Source organism: Romboutsia lituseburensis, from assembly GCF_024723825.1.
GTDB lineage: Bacteria > Bacillota > Clostridia > Peptostreptococcales > Peptostreptococcaceae > Romboutsia_F > Romboutsia_F lituseburensis_A.
The window spans coordinates 3,055,917-3,077,023 of the sequence record NZ_JANQBQ010000001.1; the positions used below are offsets into that span (position 1 = coordinate 3,055,917).

Consider the following 21,107-nt stretch of genomic DNA (forward strand, 5'->3'; position numbering starts at 1 on the left):
ATTTCACAAATGTCAAAATTTTACCGTAAAGATAACTTTTTTAAGAAATATACATCAATATTATTGAGAGAGTTATCAATATAATTCATGGAAAGAAAACGTTTTATTTAATATAATGTTAGTAAAGTAGAAAGAAAAAATTTGACGAAAACTGCTTTACTATGAAGAAACATAGGGGGCATAATATGTTGAATCATTACAAAAAAATAGTTATGGTAATTTTAATCACAATAGTGGCTATTTTTATAATAACAAGTTCTACTAAATATAATGAGACAAATTTAAATAATTTATTTACAAATTCCACATCTGAAAAGAAAAAGGTAGCTATTATTTTTAGCACACCTGGACTAGGAGATAAATCATTTAATGATTTATGTTATGATGGCGCACTAAAAGCGCAAGAAGACCTAGGTGTTGAGTTTGATTATTCAGAACCTAAATCTGAAGATGATTATGAAAAAATTTGTAGGGACTATGCACAAAGTCAAAATTATGAATTGATAATTTCAATTGGATTAGATCATGAGGAATCAGTTAGTAAGGTCTCAAAAGAATTTTTAAATCAAAAATTTTCAATAATAGACTCTAAAATAGAATTGCCAAATGTAAGCTCAATTTATACAAATTGGCCGGAACAAACATTTTTAAATGGTGTTATGGCTGGCTTAATCACAAAATACGAAAATACGAGTTTAAATAAAAGTAATTCATTAGGTGTAATATTAGGAAGAGATATGCAACATCTTAGCGAAGGTGCAATTGGATTTGAAGCAGGAGCTAAGTATGTAAATCCAGATATAAATATAATAGTAGGTGTTGTAGATGATTTTGCAAATCCAGCAAAAGCAAAAGAGATAGCTCTTTCAATGTATAGCAAAGGTGTAAGATATATACAACACATAGCTGGGGAGTCTGGACTTGGAGTTTTTGCTGCGGCTAAAGAAGCAGATAAATATGCATTTGGGATAGATGATAACCAAAATTTATTTGAACCAAATCATATAGTATCTACAGCAACAAGATATGCAAATGAAATTGTGTACAATGAAATTAAATCTATTACGAATGATACTTGGAAAGATGGTGTTCATAAATTTGGCATTAAGGAAAACATTATCGGGTATACAACAAAAGGTTCAAATGTTGATATACCACCAGGAATAATAGAAGTAGTAGAAGAAATTAAAACTCAAATAATAGAAGAAAAAATAAAAATACCTTCAAATAAGAGTGAATTAGAAAAATGGGTTAAAGAGAATCAATATAAAAATTAAAATATAAGGGAGAGAGTATCATGAGATTATACGATATTATAGCTAAGAAAAGAGATAAAAAGGAATTATCTAAAGAAGAAATAGAATTTTTCATAGAAAAATACACTAATGGTGAAGTACCTGATTATCAAGCATCAGCATTATTAATGGCTATATACTTAAATGGATTTACTAAAGAAGAAACTGCAAATCTTACAATGGCAATGGTAAATTCAGGAGACGTTGTAGATCTTAGTATGATAGAAGGAGTAAAACTTGATAAACATAGTACTGGAGGAGTTGGAGATAAGACATCTCTTATATTAGTTCCTATGGTTGCAGCTGCAGGAGGAAAAGTAGCTAAATTATCAGGTAGAGGACTTGGTCATACAGGGGGAACTCTTGATAAACTAGAATCAATCCCAGGGTTTAATATATCAGTAGAAGAAGATAAATTTATAGATATGGTAAAAAATGCAGGACTAGTTATAGCAGGTCAAACTCAAAACTTAGTTCCAGCAGATAAAAAAATATATGCATTAAGAGATGTTACTGCAACAGTAGACAGTATACCTCTAATAGCAGCAAGCATAATGAGTAAAAAAATAGCATCAGGTTCAGATGCAATAGTATTAGATGTTAAATATGGTGAGGGTGCATTTATGAAAACAGCAGAAGATGCTGAAAAATTAGCAACTGCGATGGTTAATATAGGTAAAAGCGTAGGAAGAAATACATCAGCTGCAATAACTTTAAATGGAGAACCATTAGGTTATGCAATAGGAAATGCACTTGAACTAAAAGAAGTTATAGAAGTATTAAAAGGTGAAGGTCCAGAAGACTTAAGAGAATTATGCTTACAATTAGGAGCACAAATGCTTAGATTAGGAAAAATAGAAACAGATATTGAAAAAGGAAGAGCTAAATTAGAAGCTATATTAAAGGATGGAAGTGCATTAGCTAAATTAAGAGAATTAGTAGTACTTCAAGGAGGAGATCCAAAAGTCATAGATGATTCTGAATTATTTACAATATCGCCTTTAACTCATGAAGTTAAAGCTACTAAAGAAGGGTATGTATACGAGTTAAACGCTGAAGGTGTTGGAGTATCTTCATTACTTACAGGAGCTGGAAGACATACTAAAGATGATGAGTTAGACTATGGAGCAGGTATAATTCTTAAAAAGAAAATGGGAGACTACGTAAAGGTTGGAGATGTATTAGCTACGTTATATTCAAGTGATGAAGCTAAGTTTGAAAAGGCAGAAGAAGAATTACAAAAGGCTTACAGCATACAACCTCAAAAGCCAGAAAAGAGTTCAATAATACACAAAATAATAAGATAATAAATAAACAATACTTAAAGTTTAAACATAACTAAAAATCTAAATCATATATTTAAATGGTTATAAATAAGGAGATAGTAATTATGGATAACAAAACAATTTTAAAAGCAGTAGATCATACTTTATTAAAGCAAACGGCAACATGGAATGATATAAAAATAATATGTGATGATGCAATTAAATATGATGTAGCATCTGTGTGTATACCACCATCATTTGTTAAGCAAGCAAAAGAATATGTAGGGAATAAGATGAAAGTTTGTACAGTAATAGGTTTCCCTAATGGCTATAATACAACTAAAGTAAAAGTATTTGAAACTAAGGATGCTATACAAAATGGTGCGGATGAAATAGATATGGTAATAAACTTAAGTATGTTAAAAGATAAAAAATATGAAGAAATAACAGAAGAAATAAGACAAATAAAAGAAGCTTGTGGTGAAAATATATTAAAGGTTATAATAGAAACTTGCCTTTTAAATGAAGATGAAAAAATCAAAATGTGCAAGTGTGTAACTGATGCAAAAGCTGATTTTATAAAAACATCTACAGGATTTAGTACAGGTGGAGCAACTGCTGAAGATATAGTTTTATTTAAAGAGAACGTAGGAGAAAATGTTTCAATAAAAGCAGCTGGAGGAATAAAAGATTTAGATACAGCTAGAGATTTTATAACAAAAGGATCTTCAAGACTTGGAACAAGTTCTATAATAAAAATAATAAATAATGAAGAAGTAACGGGGTACTAAAAATGAAAAAGTTTAATAGAGTATTTTTAACTGTATTAGACTCAGTAGGTATAGGAGCGCTAGAAGATGCAAATGAGTATGGTGATTTAGGTGCTAATACTCTTTGCAACATCGCTAAATCAACAGGAGGGCTTAGCCTTCCTAACCTACAAAAAATGGGTCTAGGTAATATAGCAAGTATAGAAGGTGTAAATCCTACTGATAGTCAAACATCATACACAACAAAATGTAGAGAGCTATCTAAAGGAAAAGATACAATAACAGGCCACTGGGAAATGGCAGGAATACTTATAAAAGAACCTTTCAAAGTATTTACAGATACAGGATTTCCAAAGGAACTTATAGATGAACTTGAACAAAAAAGTGGGCATAAATTTATAGGAAATATTTCAGCATCAGGTACAGAAATAATAAAAAACTTAGGCGAAGAACATTTACAAACTAAAAGTTTAATACTTTATACATCTGCGGATAGCGTTTTACAAATAGCAGCTAATGAGGAGATAATACCACTTGAAGAATTATATAGAGTTTGTGAAGTAGCAAGAGAAGTTACTTTAAAGGAAGAGTATAAAGTTGCTAGAATAATAGCAAGACCATTTATTGGAACTAATAAAGAGAATTTTACGAGAACTTCAAATAGAAAAGATTATGCTCTAAAACCACCAACTAAAACAATTTTAAATGAACTTCATGAAAACGATTTAGATGTAGTTGGTATTGGTAAAATAGGTGATATATATTCTTATCAAGGTATAACAAAAAGTATAAAGACAAAGAGCAATGAAGATGGAATGAATAAAACTATAGAAATTGCAAAAGATGGATCTCATAAAGGTTTAATATTCTTGAACCTAGTAGATTTCGATGCTCTATATGGGCATAGAAGAAACGTTGAAGGATATAAGGGAGCATTAGAGAATTTTGATTCTCAATTAGGAACTCTTATCGAAGAGCTTAAAGAAGATGATCTCTTAATAATAACTGCAGATCATGGGAATGACCCTACTTTCAAAGGTACTGATCATACTAGAGAGTATGTTCCAGTATTAGTTTATAATAAGCAAATAAAAAAAGGTGGCAAAATGCCTATATTAGAAAGTATGGCAGATATAGGATTAACGATACTAGATAACTTTAACAATGAAGATAAAAATTATGATTTTGAGATAGGGAAATCATTCTTACAAAATATAAAATAATTTGAGGTGGACAATATGAATAACTTATTTGATAGAATAAATGAAAGTGCAGAATATATAAAGTCTAAAATAGATGTAGTACCAACGATAGGATTAATACTAGGATCAGGACTAGGTGTTTTAGCTGATGAAATAGAAAATCCAGTAGAAATAAGCTATCATGATATACCAAACTTCCCAGTATCAACTGTAGAAGGTCATAAAGGGCAATTAGTTATAGGTAAATTACAAGGTAAAAATGTAGTAGCTATGCAAGGTAGATTCCACTATTATGAAGGATATGCAATGCAAGAAACAACATTCCCCGTAAGAGTTATGAAAGCATTAGGTGTAGAAACTGTATTCGTAACAAATGCAGCGGGTGGAGTTAATACAGAATTTAAACCAGGGGATTTAATGATAATAAAAGATCATATAAACTTCGGAGGATATAATCCATTAATAGGAAAAAATGATGATAGATTAGGTGTTAGATTCCCTGATATGTCAACAGCATATACTCCAGAATATATAGAATTAACTAGAAAATGTGCTAAAGAATTAAGTATAGATGTAAAAGAAGGTGTTTATACATTCTTTACAGGTCCAACATATGAAACGCCAGCTGAAGTAAGAATGGCAAGAATAATGGGATCAGATGCAGTAGGTATGTCTACAGTTCCAGAAGTTATAGTGGCATCTCATAGTGGGCTTAAGGTAGTAGGTATATCTTGTATAACTAACATGGCATCAGGAATACTTGACCAACCATTAAATCATGAAGAAGTTATAGAAACAACTCAAAGAGTAAAACAACAATTTTTAAGCTTAGTGAAAAAAATAGTTAGTGAAATATAGTAGTTAATCTAAAAAGCAGAGGGTGATAAGATGGCAATAATATTAAACATAATAGGAATAATGATATTGTTAGGTGGGTTATATTTAGTATCATCTAATAAAAAAAATGTTAAGAAAAAAATGATATTAAAAGCACTTATAATTCAGTTTGTAGTAGCATTTTTATTAGTTAAATTCCCATTAGGTAGACTAGCATTAGAGAAGGTATCTGATGGTGTAACGAATATTTTAAATTATGGAGCACAAGGATTAACATTTATATTTGGTTCATTAGAAAATGCAGGAGCTCCAACAGGATTTATATTTGGTATTCAGGTTTTAGGTAATATAATATTTATATCAGCATTAGTAGCTGCGTTATACTATCTTGGAGTTCTTGGTGCCATAGTTAAAGTGATTGGTGGAATAATAGGTAAAACATTAGGAACTAGTAATGTAGAAAGCTTCGTTGCTGTTGCAAACGTATTTTTAGGGCAAACAGAATCTCCAATACTTGTATCTAAGTACTTAGATCGTATGACTGAAAGTGAAATAATGTTAGTTTTAATATCAGGTATGGGTAGTATGTCTGCAACTGTACTTATGGGATATACAGCAATGGGTATACCTATGCAAAATCTTTTAATAGCTGGAGCATTAGTTCCATTAGGTAGTATAATAGTGTCAAAACTTATACTTCCAGAGACTGAAAAAGAAGTTGCTAGTACTAGTGATAACTCTTTAGAATCTTCTGAATGTGCAGCAGCAGCAGTTGTAGAAGAAGTAAAAATGGATAATAAAGGTGATAATGCAAACCTTATATCAGCAATATCTCAAGGAGCTAATGAAGGTCTTCAAATGGCTTTAGGTATAGGTGCATCATTAATCGCAATAATATCTTTAGTAGCTTTAGTTAATGGTATATTAGGCGTAGTTGGATTATCTTTAGAACAAATATTATCATATATATTTGCACCTATAGGATTATTAATGGGTATTGGTACAGAGCATATGCTTACTGCAGGTCAATTACTTGGAAGTAAGTTAATATTAAATGAATTTGTTGCTTTTGGTGAACTAGGTAAAATATTAAATACTTTAGATTATAGAACAGGTTTAATGTTATCAATATCTTTAGCTGGATTTGCAAATATATCTAGTATGGGGATATGTATATCAGGAATATCAGTATTCTGTCCAGACAAAAGAGGGATATTATCAAAACTAGCATTTAGAGGAATGATAGGTGGATTCTGTGTAAGTTTATTAAGTTCTTTAATAGTAGGTTTAATAATAGCTATATAATTAATATTTACTATAATTAATAATTTAATTAAGAACTATTTTCCCCACGTACTGATTTGGTCTAAAAAATATGTGGGGAATTTTATTTAAAATATATAAATTTAAAATCGAATATTAAAAGGAGAAGCCATATGTATAAAAATTTACAAAATCATGCTATAAACATAAGAAAAAATATAGTAGATATGATAGCTGAATCAAAATCAGGACATCCAGGAGGATCATTATCAGCAGTCGAAATACTTACATATTTATATTTTGAAGAAATGAATATAAGTGAAAAGAATATAGATAACAAAGAAAGAGATTATTTTGTACTTAGTAAAGGACATGCAGCACCAGTACTATATGCAACATTAAGTGAAAAAGGATTTATACCTCAAAAAGACTTAATGACTTTAAGAAAATTAGGATCTAAATTACAAGGACACCCAGATAGTAAAAAAATAAAAGCTGTAGATATAGCAACAGGTTCATTAGGACAAGGTATATCTAATGCAGTAGGTCTTGCAATTGGAGCTAAGATAGATAATGATAACTCTAGAGTATATGCATTATTAGGAGATGGAGAACTGCAAGAAGGCCTAGTATGGGAAGCTGTTATGAGTGCAGCTCATTATAAATTAGATAATTTAGTAGCATTTGTAGATTATAACAAACTTCAAATAGATGGAAATAATGATGATGTAATGGGAATAAAACCATTAGATAAGAAATTTGAAAGCTTTGGATGGAATGTATTAGTTATAGATGGACATGACTTTAAAGAAATAGAATGTGCATTAAATCAAGCTAAACAAACAAAAGGAAAGCCAACTGTGATAATAGCTAACACTGTAAAAGGAAAAGGTGTTTCATTTATGGAAAATAATGCAGGATGGCATGGAGCTGCACCAAGCATAGAGCAAAGAGATATGGCGATAAATGAGTTAGAAGAAATGAGAAAGGGGTGCTTATAATGGGATTAGCAACAAGAGAAGCATATGGAAAGGCATTAGTTGAATTAGGAGCAGAAAACAAGGATATAGTTGTATTAGATGCAGACCTTTCAAAATCTACTAAAACAGCAGATTTTAAAAAAGCATATCCTGAGAGATTTATAAATGCAGGTATAGCAGAACAAAATTTATTAGGTATGAGTGCAGGTCTTGCTAGATATGGAAAAATTCCTTTTGCAAGTACATTTGCAGTGTTTGCATCAGGAAGAGCTTTTGAAATAATAAGAAATTCAGTATGTTATCCAAATGCTAATGTAAAAATAGCAGCGACGCATGCAGGAATAACAGTTGGGGAAGATGGTGGATCTCACCAATCTATAGAGGATATAGCAATAATGAACTCTCTTCCAAATATGAGTGTATTAGTTCCAGCAGATGCAAAAGAGACAAATGAAATAATAAAATATGCAGCGAAGCATAACGGGCCTGTTTACATAAGATTAGGTAGATTAAATAGTGAAGATATATTTGGTGACGATTATAAGTTTGAATATGGTAAAGGTGTCTGTGTAAAGGAAGGAAAAGACTGTACTATAATAGCTACAGGGCTTATGACAGCTATGGCAAAAGCAGCATGTGAAACATTAAAAGAAGAAGGTATAGATGTAAGACTTATACATATGCCTACAATAAAGCCAATTGATAGAGAAATTATAGAATGTGCAGCAAAAGAAACTGATTTTATATTAACTTGTGAAGAACATTCTGTTGTTGGAGGATTAGGACAAATAGTAGCATCTGTTACATCAGAGACAGTTCCAACAAAAGTTATTAAATTAGGAGTAAATGACGTATTTGGAGAATCAGCAACTCCAAAAGAATTATTAGAAAAACACGGATTAACTAGTGAAAATATAGTTAGATTAATAAAAGAAAATTACAAAAAATAATTTATATTATAAATATTCGTCGCAAAGGAGAGATTTATCTTATGGATAACAAACAATTATTAGAACTAGCTGAAAAAGCTAGAGAAAATGCATATGTACCATATTCAAAATTTCATGTAGGAGCAGCTTTAGTTACTAAATCAGGTAAAGTATATACTGGATGTAATATAGAATGTGCATCGTATGGAGGAACTAACTGCGCAGAGAGAACAGCTATATTTAAAGCTGTATCGGAAGGGAATAAAGATATAGAAAAAATAGCAATAGCAAGTGATAACTCTGAAAAAAATGAAATAACAGCACCATGTGGAATATGCAGACAAGTAATTGGAGAATTTGGATTAGATATAAAGGTAATATTAGGTTATTCTAAAGGCGACATAAAAGAATTTACAATAAAAGATTTATTACCACACTCATTTACAGGTAGTGATTTAAAATAGGGAGGATATAAAAGATGAAAATATTTATAGATACAGCAAATGTAAGCGAAATAGTAGAAGCAAATAGCTGGGGAATAATAGATGGAGTTACAACAAATCCATCTCTTATAGCTAAAGAAGGAAGAGATTTACAAGAGGTTATAAATGAAATATGCTCTATAGTAGATGGACCAATAAGTGCAGAAGTTATAAGTTTAGAAGCTGATAAAATGGTTGAAGAAGCGATGGAATTAGTGAAATTACACAAGAATATAGTTATAAAAATCCCTATGTGTATAGAAGGATTAAAAGCAGTTAAAGTGTTAGCGGATAAAGGAATAAAAACTAATGTAACTTTAATATTCTCATCTCAACAAGCTTTATTAGCAGCTAAAGCAGGTGCTACATATGTAAGTCCTTTTGTAGGAAGAGTTGATGATATAGGTGCTAGAGGTATAGAATTAATAACTGAAATATCTAGTATATTTAAAATACATAATATATCAACTGAAATAATAGCAGCAAGTATAAGAAATCCTATACATGTATCAGAATGTGCATTAGCAGGGTCTGACATAGCTACAATACCATTTGGAGTATTAAAACAAATGGCTAAGCATCCTTTAACTGATATAGGGATAGAGAAGTTTTTAGCAGATTATAATCAAAAGTAATATAAACCTTGTAAAAAAGGGCTATATAATATCTAATATAGCCCTTTTTGCATATAAAAATTTAAAATATGATTGACAATAAATAGATATAGGAATAATATGTAAATAGGTATTATGTTAAACATAGTACCTATTTAAAAAAGTTGCTACTATGTTTAACATAGTAATAAAGGAGTAAAAATGAAAGATAAATCACAGTTATTAAAAGGGGTACTTGAAGGATGTATACTAAATATAGTGAAACATAAAAAAGAAACCTATGGATATGAGGTAGTAACGGAAATGAGGACATTTGGGTTTGGTCAATGTACAGAAGGTACTATATATCCATTATTAACAAGATTAGAAAAGAAAAATAGCTTAAAATCACAGAAGAAACAATCACCATTTGGTCCTCAAAGAAAATATTACTCACTTACTGATCAAGGTGAAGAAGAATTAAAAGAATTTTATGATACATGGACAGAGTTTAAGGATTTTGTAGATAGTATATTTAAAAATTATGAAGGGGTGTAAGTTATGGGAAGTATTAAAAAATTATTAAAGACTAATTATGAAAATATGATGAAAATAGATGACAAATATCAAGATTTAGTCACAGATATTGTTTGTTATATAAGAGGGGAGCTAACTCAAAAAGATGCAGAGGAAGCAATAAATGATATAAATGAAATATTATTAGGAGCTCAATAGAGAGGGGAAGATATTTTTAATGTTGTAGGAGATTATGAAATATTTTGCAAAGAGATAGTAGAATCATATAAAATAGAAACAAAAACATATACATTAAAAAAAGTTTTAGACTATATTCCAACTATTTTATATTCATTAATATTTTTTATAGCAATAGATATGGTATCTTCAATTTTAGAATATGGTAAAGGTATATTTAATAATTTTTGGACATTAAAATATACTCTTTCATTAGCACCAATATTGAATTCAGTAATAGCTGCTATAATAGCTATTATAGTTATTGAAAATGTTTCTAAAATACCAACAACTAAGACACGTAATAAAAAATTTGATTTATTAATTGTTTTTGCTTATATAGCAATCACAGGAATTTTAGTAGTAACAGGTTTATTTGCTAGGAAAGTAGAGATATTAACTCTAAAAAATTGTTCTATTTTAATTGTAATTTCATTTATTATAGTTGTAATTCAGCTTATAAAAATGATTAAATTTGCTATATTTGATAAAAAATAAATGCTTAAATTTAAATGGTTAAATTTAAGTATAAAAGGAAGATGTTTAGACCTCTTCCTTTTGTGATATAATCAAAATATACATAATATGATAAATTTACCATAAATCTTGCTTGATTTGTATTAAGCAAGATTTATTTAACTTTATTACAAAACAAATAATTTATATAAATTTATAAGGTAGATTAAACGTGGAGGTTAAAATGAGATTTATTCATACATCAGACTGGCATCTAGGAAAAAGTCTAGAGGGTCACTCTAGGATAGAAGAACAAATAAAGTTTTGTGAAGACTTTATAAATATAGTAAACGAAAATAATATTGATATGGTAATTATAGCAGGGGACATATATGATACATCAAATCCTCCAGCATTAGCTGAAAAATTATTTTATAAAACTGTATCAAAATTAGCTAATAATGGTGAAAGGTGTGTTTTAGTTATAAGTGGTAATCATGATAATCCAGAAAGATTATCTGCTGTAACACCATTAGCACATGAACAAGGAATAATTATACTTGGAAACCCTTTGAGTAAAACAGACATAGGCAAGTACAATGGATTTGAAATAATAGAGGCTAAAGAAGGTTGTGTAAAATTAAAAATAGATGATGAAAAAGTTTCAGTTATAACATTACCATATCCAAGTGAAAAAAGGCTTAATGAAGTTATACTTCAAAATGATGAAGATAAAGAAAGACAAGTTACTTATTCTCAAAAAATAGGAGAAATATTTAATAAATTAGAAGATAATTTTGATAAGGATTCTATAAATTTAGCTGTATCTCATATATTTGTAGCTGGTGGAGAAGGTACTGATTCAGAAAGACCTATAGAACTAGGGGGAAGTTTATTAGTTGAGAAAAAGCATTTACCAAGTAAAGCACAATATATAGCATTAGGTCATTTGCATAAGCCACAGAAGGCATCACAGAGATTAAATGCATATTACTCAGGTTCACCTCTACAATATAGTAAAGATGAAAGAGCATACACAAAAGGGGCATATATAGTTGATATACATCCTGAAACAAAACCACAAATAGAAGAAATATATTTTAGTAACTATAAGCCGATAGAAGTATTTAAATGTGACGGAATAGAAGAGGCTTTAGAGATATGTGAAGAAAATAAGGATAGAGATATTTGGTCTTATTTTGAAATAAAAACAGAAGAGGTAATATCTCAGTCAAATATAAAAAAAATGAAAGATACATTAAAAGATATTATAGAAATAAAACCTATAATAACATCTCAAAATGAATATGAACACGTAGATATTAAAGAAAAATCTATGGCAGAGATGTTTAAAGAATTTTATACATTTAGCAGAGGGTTAGAGCCAAAAGGAGAGCTTATGGATTTATTCTTACATATAATAAATGAAGAAGGTGATATAGTAGATGAGACCAATTAAATTAGAATTAAGTGGATTAAATAGTTATATAGATAAAGCTACAGTTGATTTTGAAAAATTGACAGATAGAGGGTTATTCGGTATATTTGGAAATACTGGAAGTGGTAAATCTACAATATTAGATGCAATAACAATAGCGATGTATGGAAATATATCAAGAAATACAAAGGAATTTATAAATAGTAGCTGCGATAAAGCAATTATTTCATATGAATTTGAAATAGGAAGTAAAAATACTAAAAGAAGATATAAAGTAGATAGAACTATAGTTAGAACTAACACAGGTACAAAAACATCTTATGCAAGACTTGTAGAAATTAAAAATGATGAAGAAGAAACAGTACTTGCTGACAAAGTTGGAGATGTAAACACTAAAGTAACACAAATTGTAGGATTAACGGCAAATGATTTTACAAGATCAGTAGTTCTTCCACAAGGTAAGTTTAATGATTTCTTAAAGTTAACAGGATCTGAAAGAAGAGATATGTTAGAAAGAATATTTAATTTAGAAAAATATGGTAGAGGACTAATAGATAAAGTAAGAAAAAGAAAAAATATACAAAATCAAAGTTTAAGAGATATAACTTCTAAACTTAGTCAATATGATGGTGTTAATGAACAAGTTTATGATGGTATAGAAAAGCAATTAGAAGAATTAAAAGAGCTAGAAAAAATTAAAAATAATGAATTTGAATCAGCTCAACAAAAGTACACAGAGAGTAGTGAAATATATGAAAAACAAGTACAAAAAGAAAATTATGAAAAAAGAAAAAAAGAATTAGATTTAAAAAATCAAGAAATTAGAGATAAAGCAACTCAATTAGAGAATGCAATAAATGCTGAAAAAATTAATCCATATATATTTGAAGTTCAAAAACTAGATAAAAAAATTAATGAAGATAATTCACATAGCGAAATGTTAGAGAAAAAACTAGAAATATTAAGTAAAGAACTTTTATTATCTAAAAATAAATATGAAGAAGCTTATCAAAATAAAAATGAAAATATGCCTAAGCTAAGTGAAGAAAAAACAAAACTTCAAAGAGCTTTTAAATTAGAAGAAGAATTAATAAGTTTAGACAAGGAATTAAAAGAAATAAAAGAAAAAGGAACTAGCTTAAACAAAGAAAAAGATATATTAGAAAAATCAAAATTAGATTTAGAATCTAAAAAAGAAATAATAGCAAAATCAGTAAAGGATTTAGAAAGTAAAATTAGTAAATTAAAAATCAGTGCTGATTTAAAGCAAAAAATATTTTTAGCGTACGAATATGAAAAAGAAAATAATACAATATCTAATGAAAAAAGTACTAAATTAGATAGACTAGATGAAATATCTAAAAATTTAGATGATGTAAATCTAAAAATAAAATATGTTCAAAGAGATAAAAATTTAGTTGAAAGTAAATTAAATGAATATCAGATACATCAAGATTGTTTAAATAAAAAATCACCTGGTGAGAATGAAGATATTGTATCAAAAACTGAATATGTAACAAGCCTAAGATTAAAAATAGATATTATAAAAGAAAATGAAGCTAAGAAAGATGAGTTACAATCAGATTTAAATAAAATACTGGAGCAAAAACATCATGTAGAAAGAGAATTAATTGCTTTAAATGATAGATTAGATAGTACAAAAAGACATGTAGATGACTTAGAAAAGGAACTTGATAAATTACGTTATCTAAATTTAGCTTTAGAGCTTAGAAAAGAACTAAAGGAAAATATGCCTTGCCCAGTTTGTGGTTCTAGACATCACGACAATTTAGATAAAGTAAATCAAGATGAACAAATAGCATTTACAAGATCTAAATTAGAAAAATTAAAACAAGAAGAACATTCAATAAAAAATAATATAGATGATTTAAATAGTAAAAATAGTGAATACGTATCAGCAGAAAAAATAAAATTAAAAGAAATGGAAGAAGTAAAATCTAAAATTGGTGAATTAAAATCTAGTGAATTATCAAGTAGGTTAGATGAAGAAAGTAAAAAATTAGAAATACTTAAAATAAATGTTCAAAGATGGCAACAAGATAAAGAAGATACAGATAATAAACTTAAAAAACTAAAAGAAGAAAAGAATTTAATAGAGAAAGAAGAGCTTAAGTTACAAGAAAATATAAATACATATAAGAAGTTATCAAAAGACTTAAAAGAAGAAATTGAAGTAATTGATGTTAAGTTAAAAAAAGTAAAAGAAGAGTATATTGGATTAAAAGCAATTGTAAAAATACAGGACTTGGGATCAAAGGTTATTGAAATAAATAAAAATGAAAAAACTATTGAAGATTTAAATAAACAATATCAAGAAGTTGCGCAAACTAAAGATAATATAGAAAATGAAATTAAAAAGTATCAAGACAGCTTACATAAAACAGAGTTAGAATTAATGAAGGCGAGAGAAATATATACAGAAAAAAGAAAAGTAAGAGATGAAAAATATAATGATATAATAGCAATAACTAAAGGTGAGCCATCTAAATCTTTATTAGAAAGTTTAGAGCTATCTATAAATAAGTTAATAATACAAGAAGAATCAACTAAGAAAAAATTAGAAGAACAAAGATTAGAATATGATAAATATAGCACAGAAAAGTCAAATGTAGATGGAAGGCTAAAAATAGCTAAAGAACAATTTGAAAGTCAATCAAGTATATTAAATCAACTGTTAATAGACTATAAGTTTGAAAGTATATATGCAGTTAAAAGAGCTTTATTAGAGCCAGATCATAAGAGAAGGCTTCATGATGAGATAACTGAATATGATGAAGAACAAAAGATATTAACATTAAAAATAGATGAATTAATAGAATATCTAGGTGGAAGGACAGTAAAACCGGAGGTATTTGAAGAGCTTAAAAATAAAATTTATAACTTAAAAGTAGAAGTAGGAACAATTACTAAAGATATTGGAGCTAAACAAAATACACTTAATACTTTAAGGGAATCTATAGAGAAAGTGAAAGAATTAAATAAGGTGCTTAAAGTAGTACAACATAGAGTAGATTTATTAGAAGATTTAGATAAAATAGTTCAAGGGAATAGATTTGTAGAGTATGTAGCCACTAATCAACTAAAGTATATTGCATTAGAAGCGTCTAAGAGATTGGAAGGTATTACAAAAGGTAGATATGCATTAGAAATAGATTCAACATTAAATTTCGTTATGAGAGATAATTTTAATGGTGGTCAAAGAAGAAGTGTAGATACACTTTCAGGAGGTGAAACATTCCTAACATCTTTATCTCTTGCTTTAGCATTGTCATCTCAGATTCAGCTAAAAGGAAGTGCGCCATTAGAATTCTTCTTCTTAGATGAAGGGTTTGGATCATTAGATAATGAGTTATTAGAAGTAGTTATGGAATCTCTAGAAAAATTACACAGTGATAAATTAAGTGTTGGTATAATAAGTCACGTTGAAGAACTAAAAAATAGGGTTCCTATTAAATTAGTAGTTTCACCAAGTGAAGCAGGAAGTGGATCTAAAGTAAAAATAGAATATAGTTAAAAATAAGTATCTAACTTTAAAAAGTTAGATACTTATTTTTTGCAAAAAAGTGACGCCTACAAGGGGGAACATGTAGACGTCATATATATACTTATTAGGGGGAGATATATATAATTTCCGCTCTCATATATAAGTATTTACAGTTTTTGATTTTGTATACACATGTATAACATAATTTATAAAACATTCGCCTTGTTTATTTCATCAACAGCATTGACGATGTTTCTGTAAAAAAAGAGCCACCTAAACAGGGGGGGAGAATAGGTGGCTTAAGAATATTTGGGGGAATTTTTTATATCCGATCATTAATTAGAATATTAACAGGGGGGTTGATATTCTTTAAGAGAAACTATTATTTATATCTTGTTTCTCTTAATATAAGGTATGTTTTAATGACGAAAAATGACACAAAAAAATGAAAAAATAATAAAAAAATAAAAATATGAAATATAATGGTTAAAATAAAAGAAAACCACCTAAACAGGGGGGGAGAATAGGTGGTTTAAGAATATTTGGGGGGAAAAATTTTTATATCCGATCATTAATTAGAATATTAACAGGAGTTTGTTATTCTTTAAGAGAAACTATTATTTATATTTTGTTTCTCTTAATATAACATATGAAAAAATAACAAAAAGTGACACAATATATTAAAAAAACTTAAAATATTATTTAGTATATTTATCTAAGTCTATCATAGACTTGAATTCTTCAAATCCTATTCTATCTATGTAAGAACCTAAACGCTCTTTACCATCTGCATTGCTTGCATAAAGTTTAACTATATCATCAACTAAGTCTAATACTTTATCATCAGGGATATTTATTACAAGTCTGTCTCCTAATCTAGGTTTTGTACCACCTTTTCCACCAACAAAAACAGCCCAGCCTTTAGGCATACCCATAAGACCGATATCTCTAGTATGATTATCAGAACAGCTATTAGCACATCCACTTACACCTATTTTCAATTTATTAGGTAAATTCATGCCATGATATCTATCATCTAATTTTAATCCAAGAGAAACTGAATCTCTAAATCCTCTTTTACAAAAAGTTGTGCCTGGACAAGTTTTTATACTTCTAACGCATAGACCTATAGCGGCACCAGGGGACATGCCTAAATCATCCCAAGCGCTATCTATATCTTCTTCTTTCAATCCAACTAAAGCAATACGTTGAGCTGCAGTAATCTTTATAGCAGAAACTTTATATCTATCAGCTACGTCAGCTAATTTTCTAAGCTGATCAGAGCTTATAAGACCAGCAGGAATGTGAGGTGCTATAGCATAAGTTTCTTTATCTCTTTGAAGAACAGCACCTTTATCTAATAAATCATTCATAAAAATACCTCCATATATATTTTGTATTATTATATGGAGATATTTAAAATTTATAAATTAAATAATAATACAAAATAAAAGTACATATAAATTATAAATTAACTATTTATAACATATAAATGAGTAAATATTTATTAGAACATTAGAGATACTAATAAAAAATAAAGTCTATTAGTTAATTGAATTATTTCCCAATAATATTTAAATATGATATAATATATTAACATAAAAATCATAAAATTTAGGAGTGTGGTAAAGGTTGGAATCGGCCAGTATTTTGATTCAAATCGTAATTTTAATAATCCTCTTAATAGGATCAGGATTCTTTTCGGCATCTGAAACAGCATTAATGTCGCTAAGTAAAATTAGGATAAGACATATGAAAGATGAAGGAATAAAAGGTGCTAAATTAGTAAGTAAATTAATAGAAAGCCCTAATAAGTTACTAAGTTCTATATTAGTTGGAAACAATGTAGTTAATATAGCTGCAACATCTATATCAACATCTTTATTTATAACATTATTAGGTTCAAGAGGGGTTCCTGTTGCGACAGCATTTATGACTATACTAGTATTGATATTTGGAGAAATTACACCAAAGACAATTGCTGCAAATAGTTCTGAAAAGGTAGCTCTTTTAGTATCAAAACCAATTAAATTTATTATATTTATATTGACACCTGTAGTATGGGTATTTGATATAATTACAAAATTTATATTTAAGATATTTGGAATACAAACAAAAAGCTCACAACCATATATAACAGAGGAAGAATTAAAAACTATGGTTAATGTTAGTCATGAAGAAGGTGTACTTCAAGTAGAAGAAAGAGAAATAATAAATAATGTATTTCAATTTGGTGATATGCAAGCTAAAGAAGCGATGGTGCAAAGGCTTGATATGATAGCTATAAACTCAGAAGATAATTATGATGAGATTATAGAATTATTTAAGAATGAGAAATTAAGCAGAATGCCAGTTTATAATGATTCTGTAGATGATATTATAGGTATTCTTAATATAAAAGATGTAATATTTTTAAATGACGAAGAGATAGCTAATTTTGACATAAACAAATATATAAGAGAGCCATTTTTCACTTATGAATTTAAAAAAATCACACAGCTTTTAGAAGAGATGAAAATAAATAAAGTTCAAATGGCCATAGTTGTAGATGAATATGGTGGAACAGCTGGGCTTATAACTATCGAGGATTTAATAGAAGTAATAGTTGGTGATATAGAAGATGAATTTGATGAAGAGGAAGAAGAAATAATTGTAATAAAAGAAGATGAATATATAGTTGAAGGTAGTACAAAAATTTCTGATGTAAATGAACTAATAGGTGTTAAGTTAGAATCAGAGGAATTTGACTCTATAGGTGGGTTTATAATAGGCCACTTGAGAAGGTTTCCAGAAGAAGAAGAAGTTTTAGAAGTTGACAACATAAAGTTTTGTATAGAGAGTTTAGATAAAAATAGAATAAAGAAAATAAGAATTTTCACTTAGATTAAAACACTGTTTAAAGCAGTGTTTTATTTTTTATATTAAATGGTAATAATTATAAAATGAATATAACCTTTAAGGGGGGGATAATATGGCAGTATTAGATAGGAAATTTTTACATCAATTAAAATCTAATATTATTTTTGTAATTATATATACTATAACATTTATTTTGATGTATGAAACATTTCCATATATAGCACCTTTTTTGATAGGAGGAATGATAGCATTCATAATTAGCCCTATTTCACAAAAATTAAAAAAGAAATTTAAAATAAATACAGGTATATCAACTTTAATTTTAAGTTTTCTAGGTGTAGCAATAGTTATAGGACTAGCAAGCGTATTTATAGTATCAGGGACAAAGCATCTTGTAAATTTTTTGAATAATATCAGCCAACACTCGGACTATCTAAATCAAATTGCTATAGATTTAGCGAGTAAAGCTAGTTCTTATAAGGAATATATACAAGATGTTTCAAACATAAATATAGAATCTTTAATAACTAAATATAGTGGAAGTTTAATTAACATAACTAAAAACTTATTATCGAGTATAATTGGCTTAGCAAGTTCTATACCTTATATTGCTATATTTACTATAACACTTTTTATAGCTACATATTTTATAGCTAAAGATATAGATATAATAGAAAAATCTTTTTATAACATGTTTGCAGAAAGTACTAAGATAAAAGTAAAAAATATAAAAAAGGAAATATTATCATCGATTGTAGGATATATAAGAGCATATACTATCTTAATGGGAATAACTTTTTTAATTACATGGATAAGTTTTGCTATACTAAAAATTCCATATGCATCTATATTAGGATTTATAGCTGCAATACTAGATTTAATACCATTTTTAGGGATAACAGTTATTTATGTTCCTGCTATAATTTATTATTGGATAATAGAAAACTATTTTTTAGTAATAACTATAAGTATAATTTTTATTGCATTGTCGCTTTTAAGACAAATACTAGAACCTAAATTAGTGTCAATAAATATAGGATTGAGTCCATTGGCAACCTTAGCTGCAATATTTATTGGAGTTCAAGTTAAAGGAATAATAGGAATAATTTTCTTTTTAGGATTGGTTATGATGCACCAAATATTAAAAAAGGTAGATATACTTTAACTAAAATTTGTAATATAATGGAATCATATAAATAAACATATCATAACAAATTAATATAAAACAAAACAAGAAAGGAAAATAATAAAATGAAACAAAAAGTAGTAGAAAGATTCTTAAAATATGTCGCATTTGATACAACTGCAGACCCTAAAAATTCAAATTGTCCATCAAGTGAAGGACAAAGAGTATTTGCAAACTATTTAGTAGAAGAGTTAAAAGGATTAGGATTAACGGATGTAAATGTAGATGAAAATAGTTACGTAATGGCGACTTTAAAAGGAAATACAGATGGAGTAGATACAATCGGATTTATATCTCATTTAGATACAGCTCCAGATGTTACAGGAAAAGATGTTAATCCTAGAATAGTTAAAAATTACGATGGTAAAGATATAATTTTAAATGAAGAACTAAATATAGTAACTAAAATATCTGATTATCCAGAAATTGCTAGCTTTGTAGGTGAAGATTTAATAGTTACAGATGGAACAACGTTACTAGGTGCAGATGATAAAGCTGGTATTGCGGAAATCGTTACTGCGATAGAATATTTAATAAGCAATCCAGAAATTAAACATGGAGATATAAAAATAGGATTTACTCCAGATGAAGAAATCGGAAGAGGAGCAGACTTATTTGATGTAGAAAAATTTGGAGCTAAATATGCATATACTATAGACGGCGGTATAGAGGGAGAACTTCAATATGAAAACTTCAATGCTGCTGGAGCTACAATAACTATACAAGGAAGAAATGTTCATCCAGGTGCTTCTAAAAATAAAATGATAAATGCATTACATATAGTAGCAGAAATAAGTGAAAAATTCCCAGCTAATGAAAGACCTGAAAATACAGAAGGTTATGAAGGGTTCTATCATTTAAATGATATAAATGGTAACGTTGAAAAAGCTTCTATGGTTTATATAATAAGAGATCATGATAATGAAAAATTTGAATCAAGAAAAGCTTATATGCAAGAAACTATAAATAAATTAAATGAAAAATATGATGGAAGAATAACATTAGATTTAAATGATCAATACTTCAATATGAAAGAAAAAGTAGAACCTGTTAAATTTATTGTAGATATAGCACAAGACGCTATGAATGAAGTAGGAATAAATCCTTTAGTACTACCTATAAGGGGAGGGACAGATGGAGCTAGATTATCATTTATGGGTCTACCTTGTCCAAATATATTTACAGGTGGATTAAATTTCCATAGTAAGAACGAATGTATACCTGTTAGATCTATGGAAAAATGTGCAGAGCTTATAGTTAAAATAGCTCAAAAATACGCTGAAAGATAGTTGAA

The 21,107-nt window shown here is 28.3% G+C and carries 19 protein-coding genes; 18 read left to right on the top strand and 1 reads right to left on the bottom strand.

What is annotated here, in order from left to right:
* The first annotated feature begins 185 nt into the window (after nt 1-185).
* The 15 genes from NWE74_RS14780 to NWE74_RS14850 all read left to right on the top strand — a co-directional run bounded on the left by NWE74_RS14780 (nt 186) and on the right by NWE74_RS14850 (nt 15,798).
* Nucleotides 186-1,277: a BMP family lipoprotein gene (locus NWE74_RS14780; protein WP_258243745.1), complete on the top strand. Its 1,092-nt coding sequence runs from the start codon at nt 186-188 to the stop codon at nt 1,275-1,277.
* Between the two features lie 20 nt (nt 1,278-1,297).
* Nucleotides 1,298-2,602: a pyrimidine-nucleoside phosphorylase gene (locus NWE74_RS14785; RefSeq protein WP_258243746.1), complete on the top strand. Its 1,305-nt coding sequence runs from the start codon at nt 1,298-1,300 to the stop codon at nt 2,600-2,602.
* Between the two features lie 83 nt (nt 2,603-2,685).
* Complete coding sequence (gene deoC, locus NWE74_RS14790) at nt 2,686-3,351, top strand: deoxyribose-phosphate aldolase (protein ID WP_258243747.1); 666 nt, start codon at nt 2,686-2,688, stop codon at nt 3,349-3,351.
* A gap of 2 nt (nt 3,352-3,353) precedes the next feature.
* On the top strand, nt 3,354-4,553 hold the full coding sequence (locus NWE74_RS14795) for a phosphopentomutase (protein WP_258243748.1): 1,200 nt from the start codon (nt 3,354-3,356) through the stop codon (nt 4,551-4,553).
* Nucleotides 4,554-4,568: 15 nt separating this feature from the next.
* Complete coding sequence (locus tag NWE74_RS14800) at nt 4,569-5,390, top strand: purine-nucleoside phosphorylase (RefSeq protein WP_258243749.1); 822 nt, start codon at nt 4,569-4,571, stop codon at nt 5,388-5,390.
* Nucleotides 5,391-5,420: 30 nt separating this feature from the next.
* Complete coding sequence (locus NWE74_RS14805) at nt 5,421-6,674, top strand: NupC/NupG family nucleoside CNT transporter (protein ID WP_258243750.1); 1,254 nt, start codon at nt 5,421-5,423, stop codon at nt 6,672-6,674.
* 95 nt (nt 6,675-6,769) lie between these two features.
* Nucleotides 6,770-7,633 carry a transketolase gene (locus NWE74_RS14810; protein WP_258244474.1) on the top strand — a complete coding sequence of 288 codons (864 nt, stop codon included), beginning with the start codon at nt 6,770-6,772 and terminating at the stop codon, nt 7,631-7,633.
* Entirely contained in the window at nt 7,633-8,562 is a 930-nt protein-coding gene (locus tag NWE74_RS14815; protein ID WP_258243751.1) for a transketolase family protein, read from the top strand. The genes NWE74_RS14810 and NWE74_RS14815 overlap by 1 nt, the downstream gene beginning before the upstream one ends.
* A 41-nt stretch (nt 8,563-8,603) precedes the next feature.
* Nucleotides 8,604-9,005 (top strand): cytidine deaminase, encoded by a 402-nt coding sequence (locus NWE74_RS14820; RefSeq protein WP_258243752.1) that lies wholly within the window; start codon nt 8,604-8,606, stop codon nt 9,003-9,005.
* A 14-nt stretch (nt 9,006-9,019) separates the two neighbouring features.
* A complete protein-coding gene (fsa, locus tag NWE74_RS14825; protein ID WP_258243753.1) occupies nt 9,020-9,658 on the top strand; it encodes a fructose-6-phosphate aldolase in 639 nt (212 codons plus the stop codon).
* Nucleotides 9,659-9,838: 180 nt separating this feature from the next.
* On the top strand, nt 9,839-10,174 hold the full coding sequence (locus tag NWE74_RS14830; RefSeq protein WP_258243754.1) for a PadR family transcriptional regulator: 336 nt from the start codon (nt 9,839-9,841) through the stop codon (nt 10,172-10,174).
* Between the two features lie 3 nt (nt 10,175-10,177).
* Nucleotides 10,178-10,351: a hypothetical protein gene (locus tag NWE74_RS14835; protein ID WP_258243755.1), complete on the top strand. Its 174-nt coding sequence runs from the start codon at nt 10,178-10,180 to the stop codon at nt 10,349-10,351.
* Between the two features lie 159 nt (nt 10,352-10,510).
* A complete protein-coding gene (locus NWE74_RS14840) occupies nt 10,511-10,867 on the top strand; it encodes a hypothetical protein (protein ID WP_258243756.1) in 357 nt (118 codons plus the stop codon).
* A 202-nt stretch (nt 10,868-11,069) separates the two neighbouring features.
* Entirely contained in the window at nt 11,070-12,284 is a 1,215-nt protein-coding gene (locus tag NWE74_RS14845) for a metallophosphoesterase family protein (RefSeq protein ID WP_258243757.1), read from the top strand.
* Nucleotides 12,271-15,798, top strand: coding sequence for an AAA family ATPase (locus NWE74_RS14850; protein WP_258243758.1), 3,528 nt, complete (start codon nt 12,271-12,273; stop codon nt 15,796-15,798). The genes NWE74_RS14845 and NWE74_RS14850 overlap by 14 nt, the downstream gene beginning before the upstream one ends.
* Nucleotides 15,799-16,466: 668 nt before the next feature.
* Here the strand turns inward: NWE74_RS14850 and NWE74_RS14855 are convergent.
* Nucleotides 16,467-17,141 carry an NAD(P)/FAD-dependent oxidoreductase gene (locus NWE74_RS14855; protein ID WP_258243759.1) on the bottom strand — a complete coding sequence of 225 codons (675 nt, stop codon included), beginning with the start codon at nt 17,139-17,141 and terminating at the stop codon, nt 16,467-16,469.
* 259 nt (nt 17,142-17,400) lie between these two features.
* On the opposite strand from NWE74_RS14855, the gene NWE74_RS14860 reads away from it, so the two are divergent.
* The 3 genes from NWE74_RS14860 (at nt 17,401) to pepT (ending at nt 21,102) form a co-directional block, all read left to right on the top strand.
* Nucleotides 17,401-18,651, top strand: a complete 1,251-nt coding sequence (locus NWE74_RS14860; RefSeq protein WP_258243760.1) for an HlyC/CorC family transporter — start codon at nt 17,401-17,403, stop codon at nt 18,649-18,651.
* Nucleotides 18,652-18,739: 88 nt separating this feature from the next.
* A complete protein-coding gene (ytvI, locus tag NWE74_RS14865; protein WP_258243761.1) occupies nt 18,740-19,792 on the top strand; it encodes a sporulation integral membrane protein YtvI in 1,053 nt (350 codons plus the stop codon).
* Nucleotides 19,793-19,878: 86 nt separating this feature from the next.
* On the top strand, nt 19,879-21,102 hold the full coding sequence (pepT, locus tag NWE74_RS14870; protein ID WP_258243762.1) for a peptidase T: 1,224 nt from the start codon (nt 19,879-19,881) through the stop codon (nt 21,100-21,102).
* Nucleotides 21,103-21,107: the final 5 nt, after the last annotated feature.

What these genes read in the sequence shown, in the direction of transcription:
- NWE74_RS14780 (WP_258243745.1), top strand. Translation starts at nt 186, where the DNA reads ATGTTGAATCATTACAAAAAAATAGTTATGGTAATTTTAATCACAATA.
- NWE74_RS14785 (WP_258243746.1), top strand. Translation starts at nt 1,298, where the DNA reads ATGAGATTATACGATATTATAGCTAAGAAAAGAGATAAAAAGGAATTA.
- deoC (WP_258243747.1), top strand. Translation starts at nt 2,686, where the DNA reads ATGGATAACAAAACAATTTTAAAAGCAGTAGATCATACTTTATTAAAG.
- NWE74_RS14795 (WP_258243748.1), top strand. Translation starts at nt 3,354, where the DNA reads ATGAAAAAGTTTAATAGAGTATTTTTAACTGTATTAGACTCAGTAGGT.
- NWE74_RS14800 (WP_258243749.1), top strand. Translation starts at nt 4,569, where the DNA reads ATGAATAACTTATTTGATAGAATAAATGAAAGTGCAGAATATATAAAG.
- NWE74_RS14805 (WP_258243750.1), top strand. Translation starts at nt 5,421, where the DNA reads ATGGCAATAATATTAAACATAATAGGAATAATGATATTGTTAGGTGGG.
- NWE74_RS14815 (WP_258243751.1), top strand. Translation starts at nt 7,633, where the DNA reads ATGGGATTAGCAACAAGAGAAGCATATGGAAAGGCATTAGTTGAATTA.
- NWE74_RS14820 (WP_258243752.1), top strand. Translation starts at nt 8,604, where the DNA reads ATGGATAACAAACAATTATTAGAACTAGCTGAAAAAGCTAGAGAAAAT.
- fsa (WP_258243753.1), top strand. Translation starts at nt 9,020, where the DNA reads ATGAAAATATTTATAGATACAGCAAATGTAAGCGAAATAGTAGAAGCA.
- NWE74_RS14830 (WP_258243754.1), top strand. Translation starts at nt 9,839, where the DNA reads ATGAAAGATAAATCACAGTTATTAAAAGGGGTACTTGAAGGATGTATA.
- NWE74_RS14835 (WP_258243755.1), top strand. Translation starts at nt 10,178, where the DNA reads ATGGGAAGTATTAAAAAATTATTAAAGACTAATTATGAAAATATGATG.
- NWE74_RS14840 (WP_258243756.1), top strand. Translation starts at nt 10,511, where the DNA reads ATGGTATCTTCAATTTTAGAATATGGTAAAGGTATATTTAATAATTTT.
- NWE74_RS14845 (WP_258243757.1), top strand. Translation starts at nt 11,070, where the DNA reads ATGAGATTTATTCATACATCAGACTGGCATCTAGGAAAAAGTCTAGAG.
- NWE74_RS14850 (WP_258243758.1), top strand. Translation starts at nt 12,271, where the DNA reads ATGAGACCAATTAAATTAGAATTAAGTGGATTAAATAGTTATATAGAT.
- NWE74_RS14855 (WP_258243759.1), bottom strand. Translation starts at nt 17,141, where the DNA reads ATGAATGATTTATTAGATAAAGGTGCTGTTCTTCAAAGAGATAAAGAA.
- ytvI (WP_258243761.1), top strand. Translation starts at nt 18,740, where the DNA reads ATGGCAGTATTAGATAGGAAATTTTTACATCAATTAAAATCTAATATT.
- pepT (WP_258243762.1), top strand. Translation starts at nt 19,879, where the DNA reads ATGAAACAAAAAGTAGTAGAAAGATTCTTAAAATATGTCGCATTTGAT.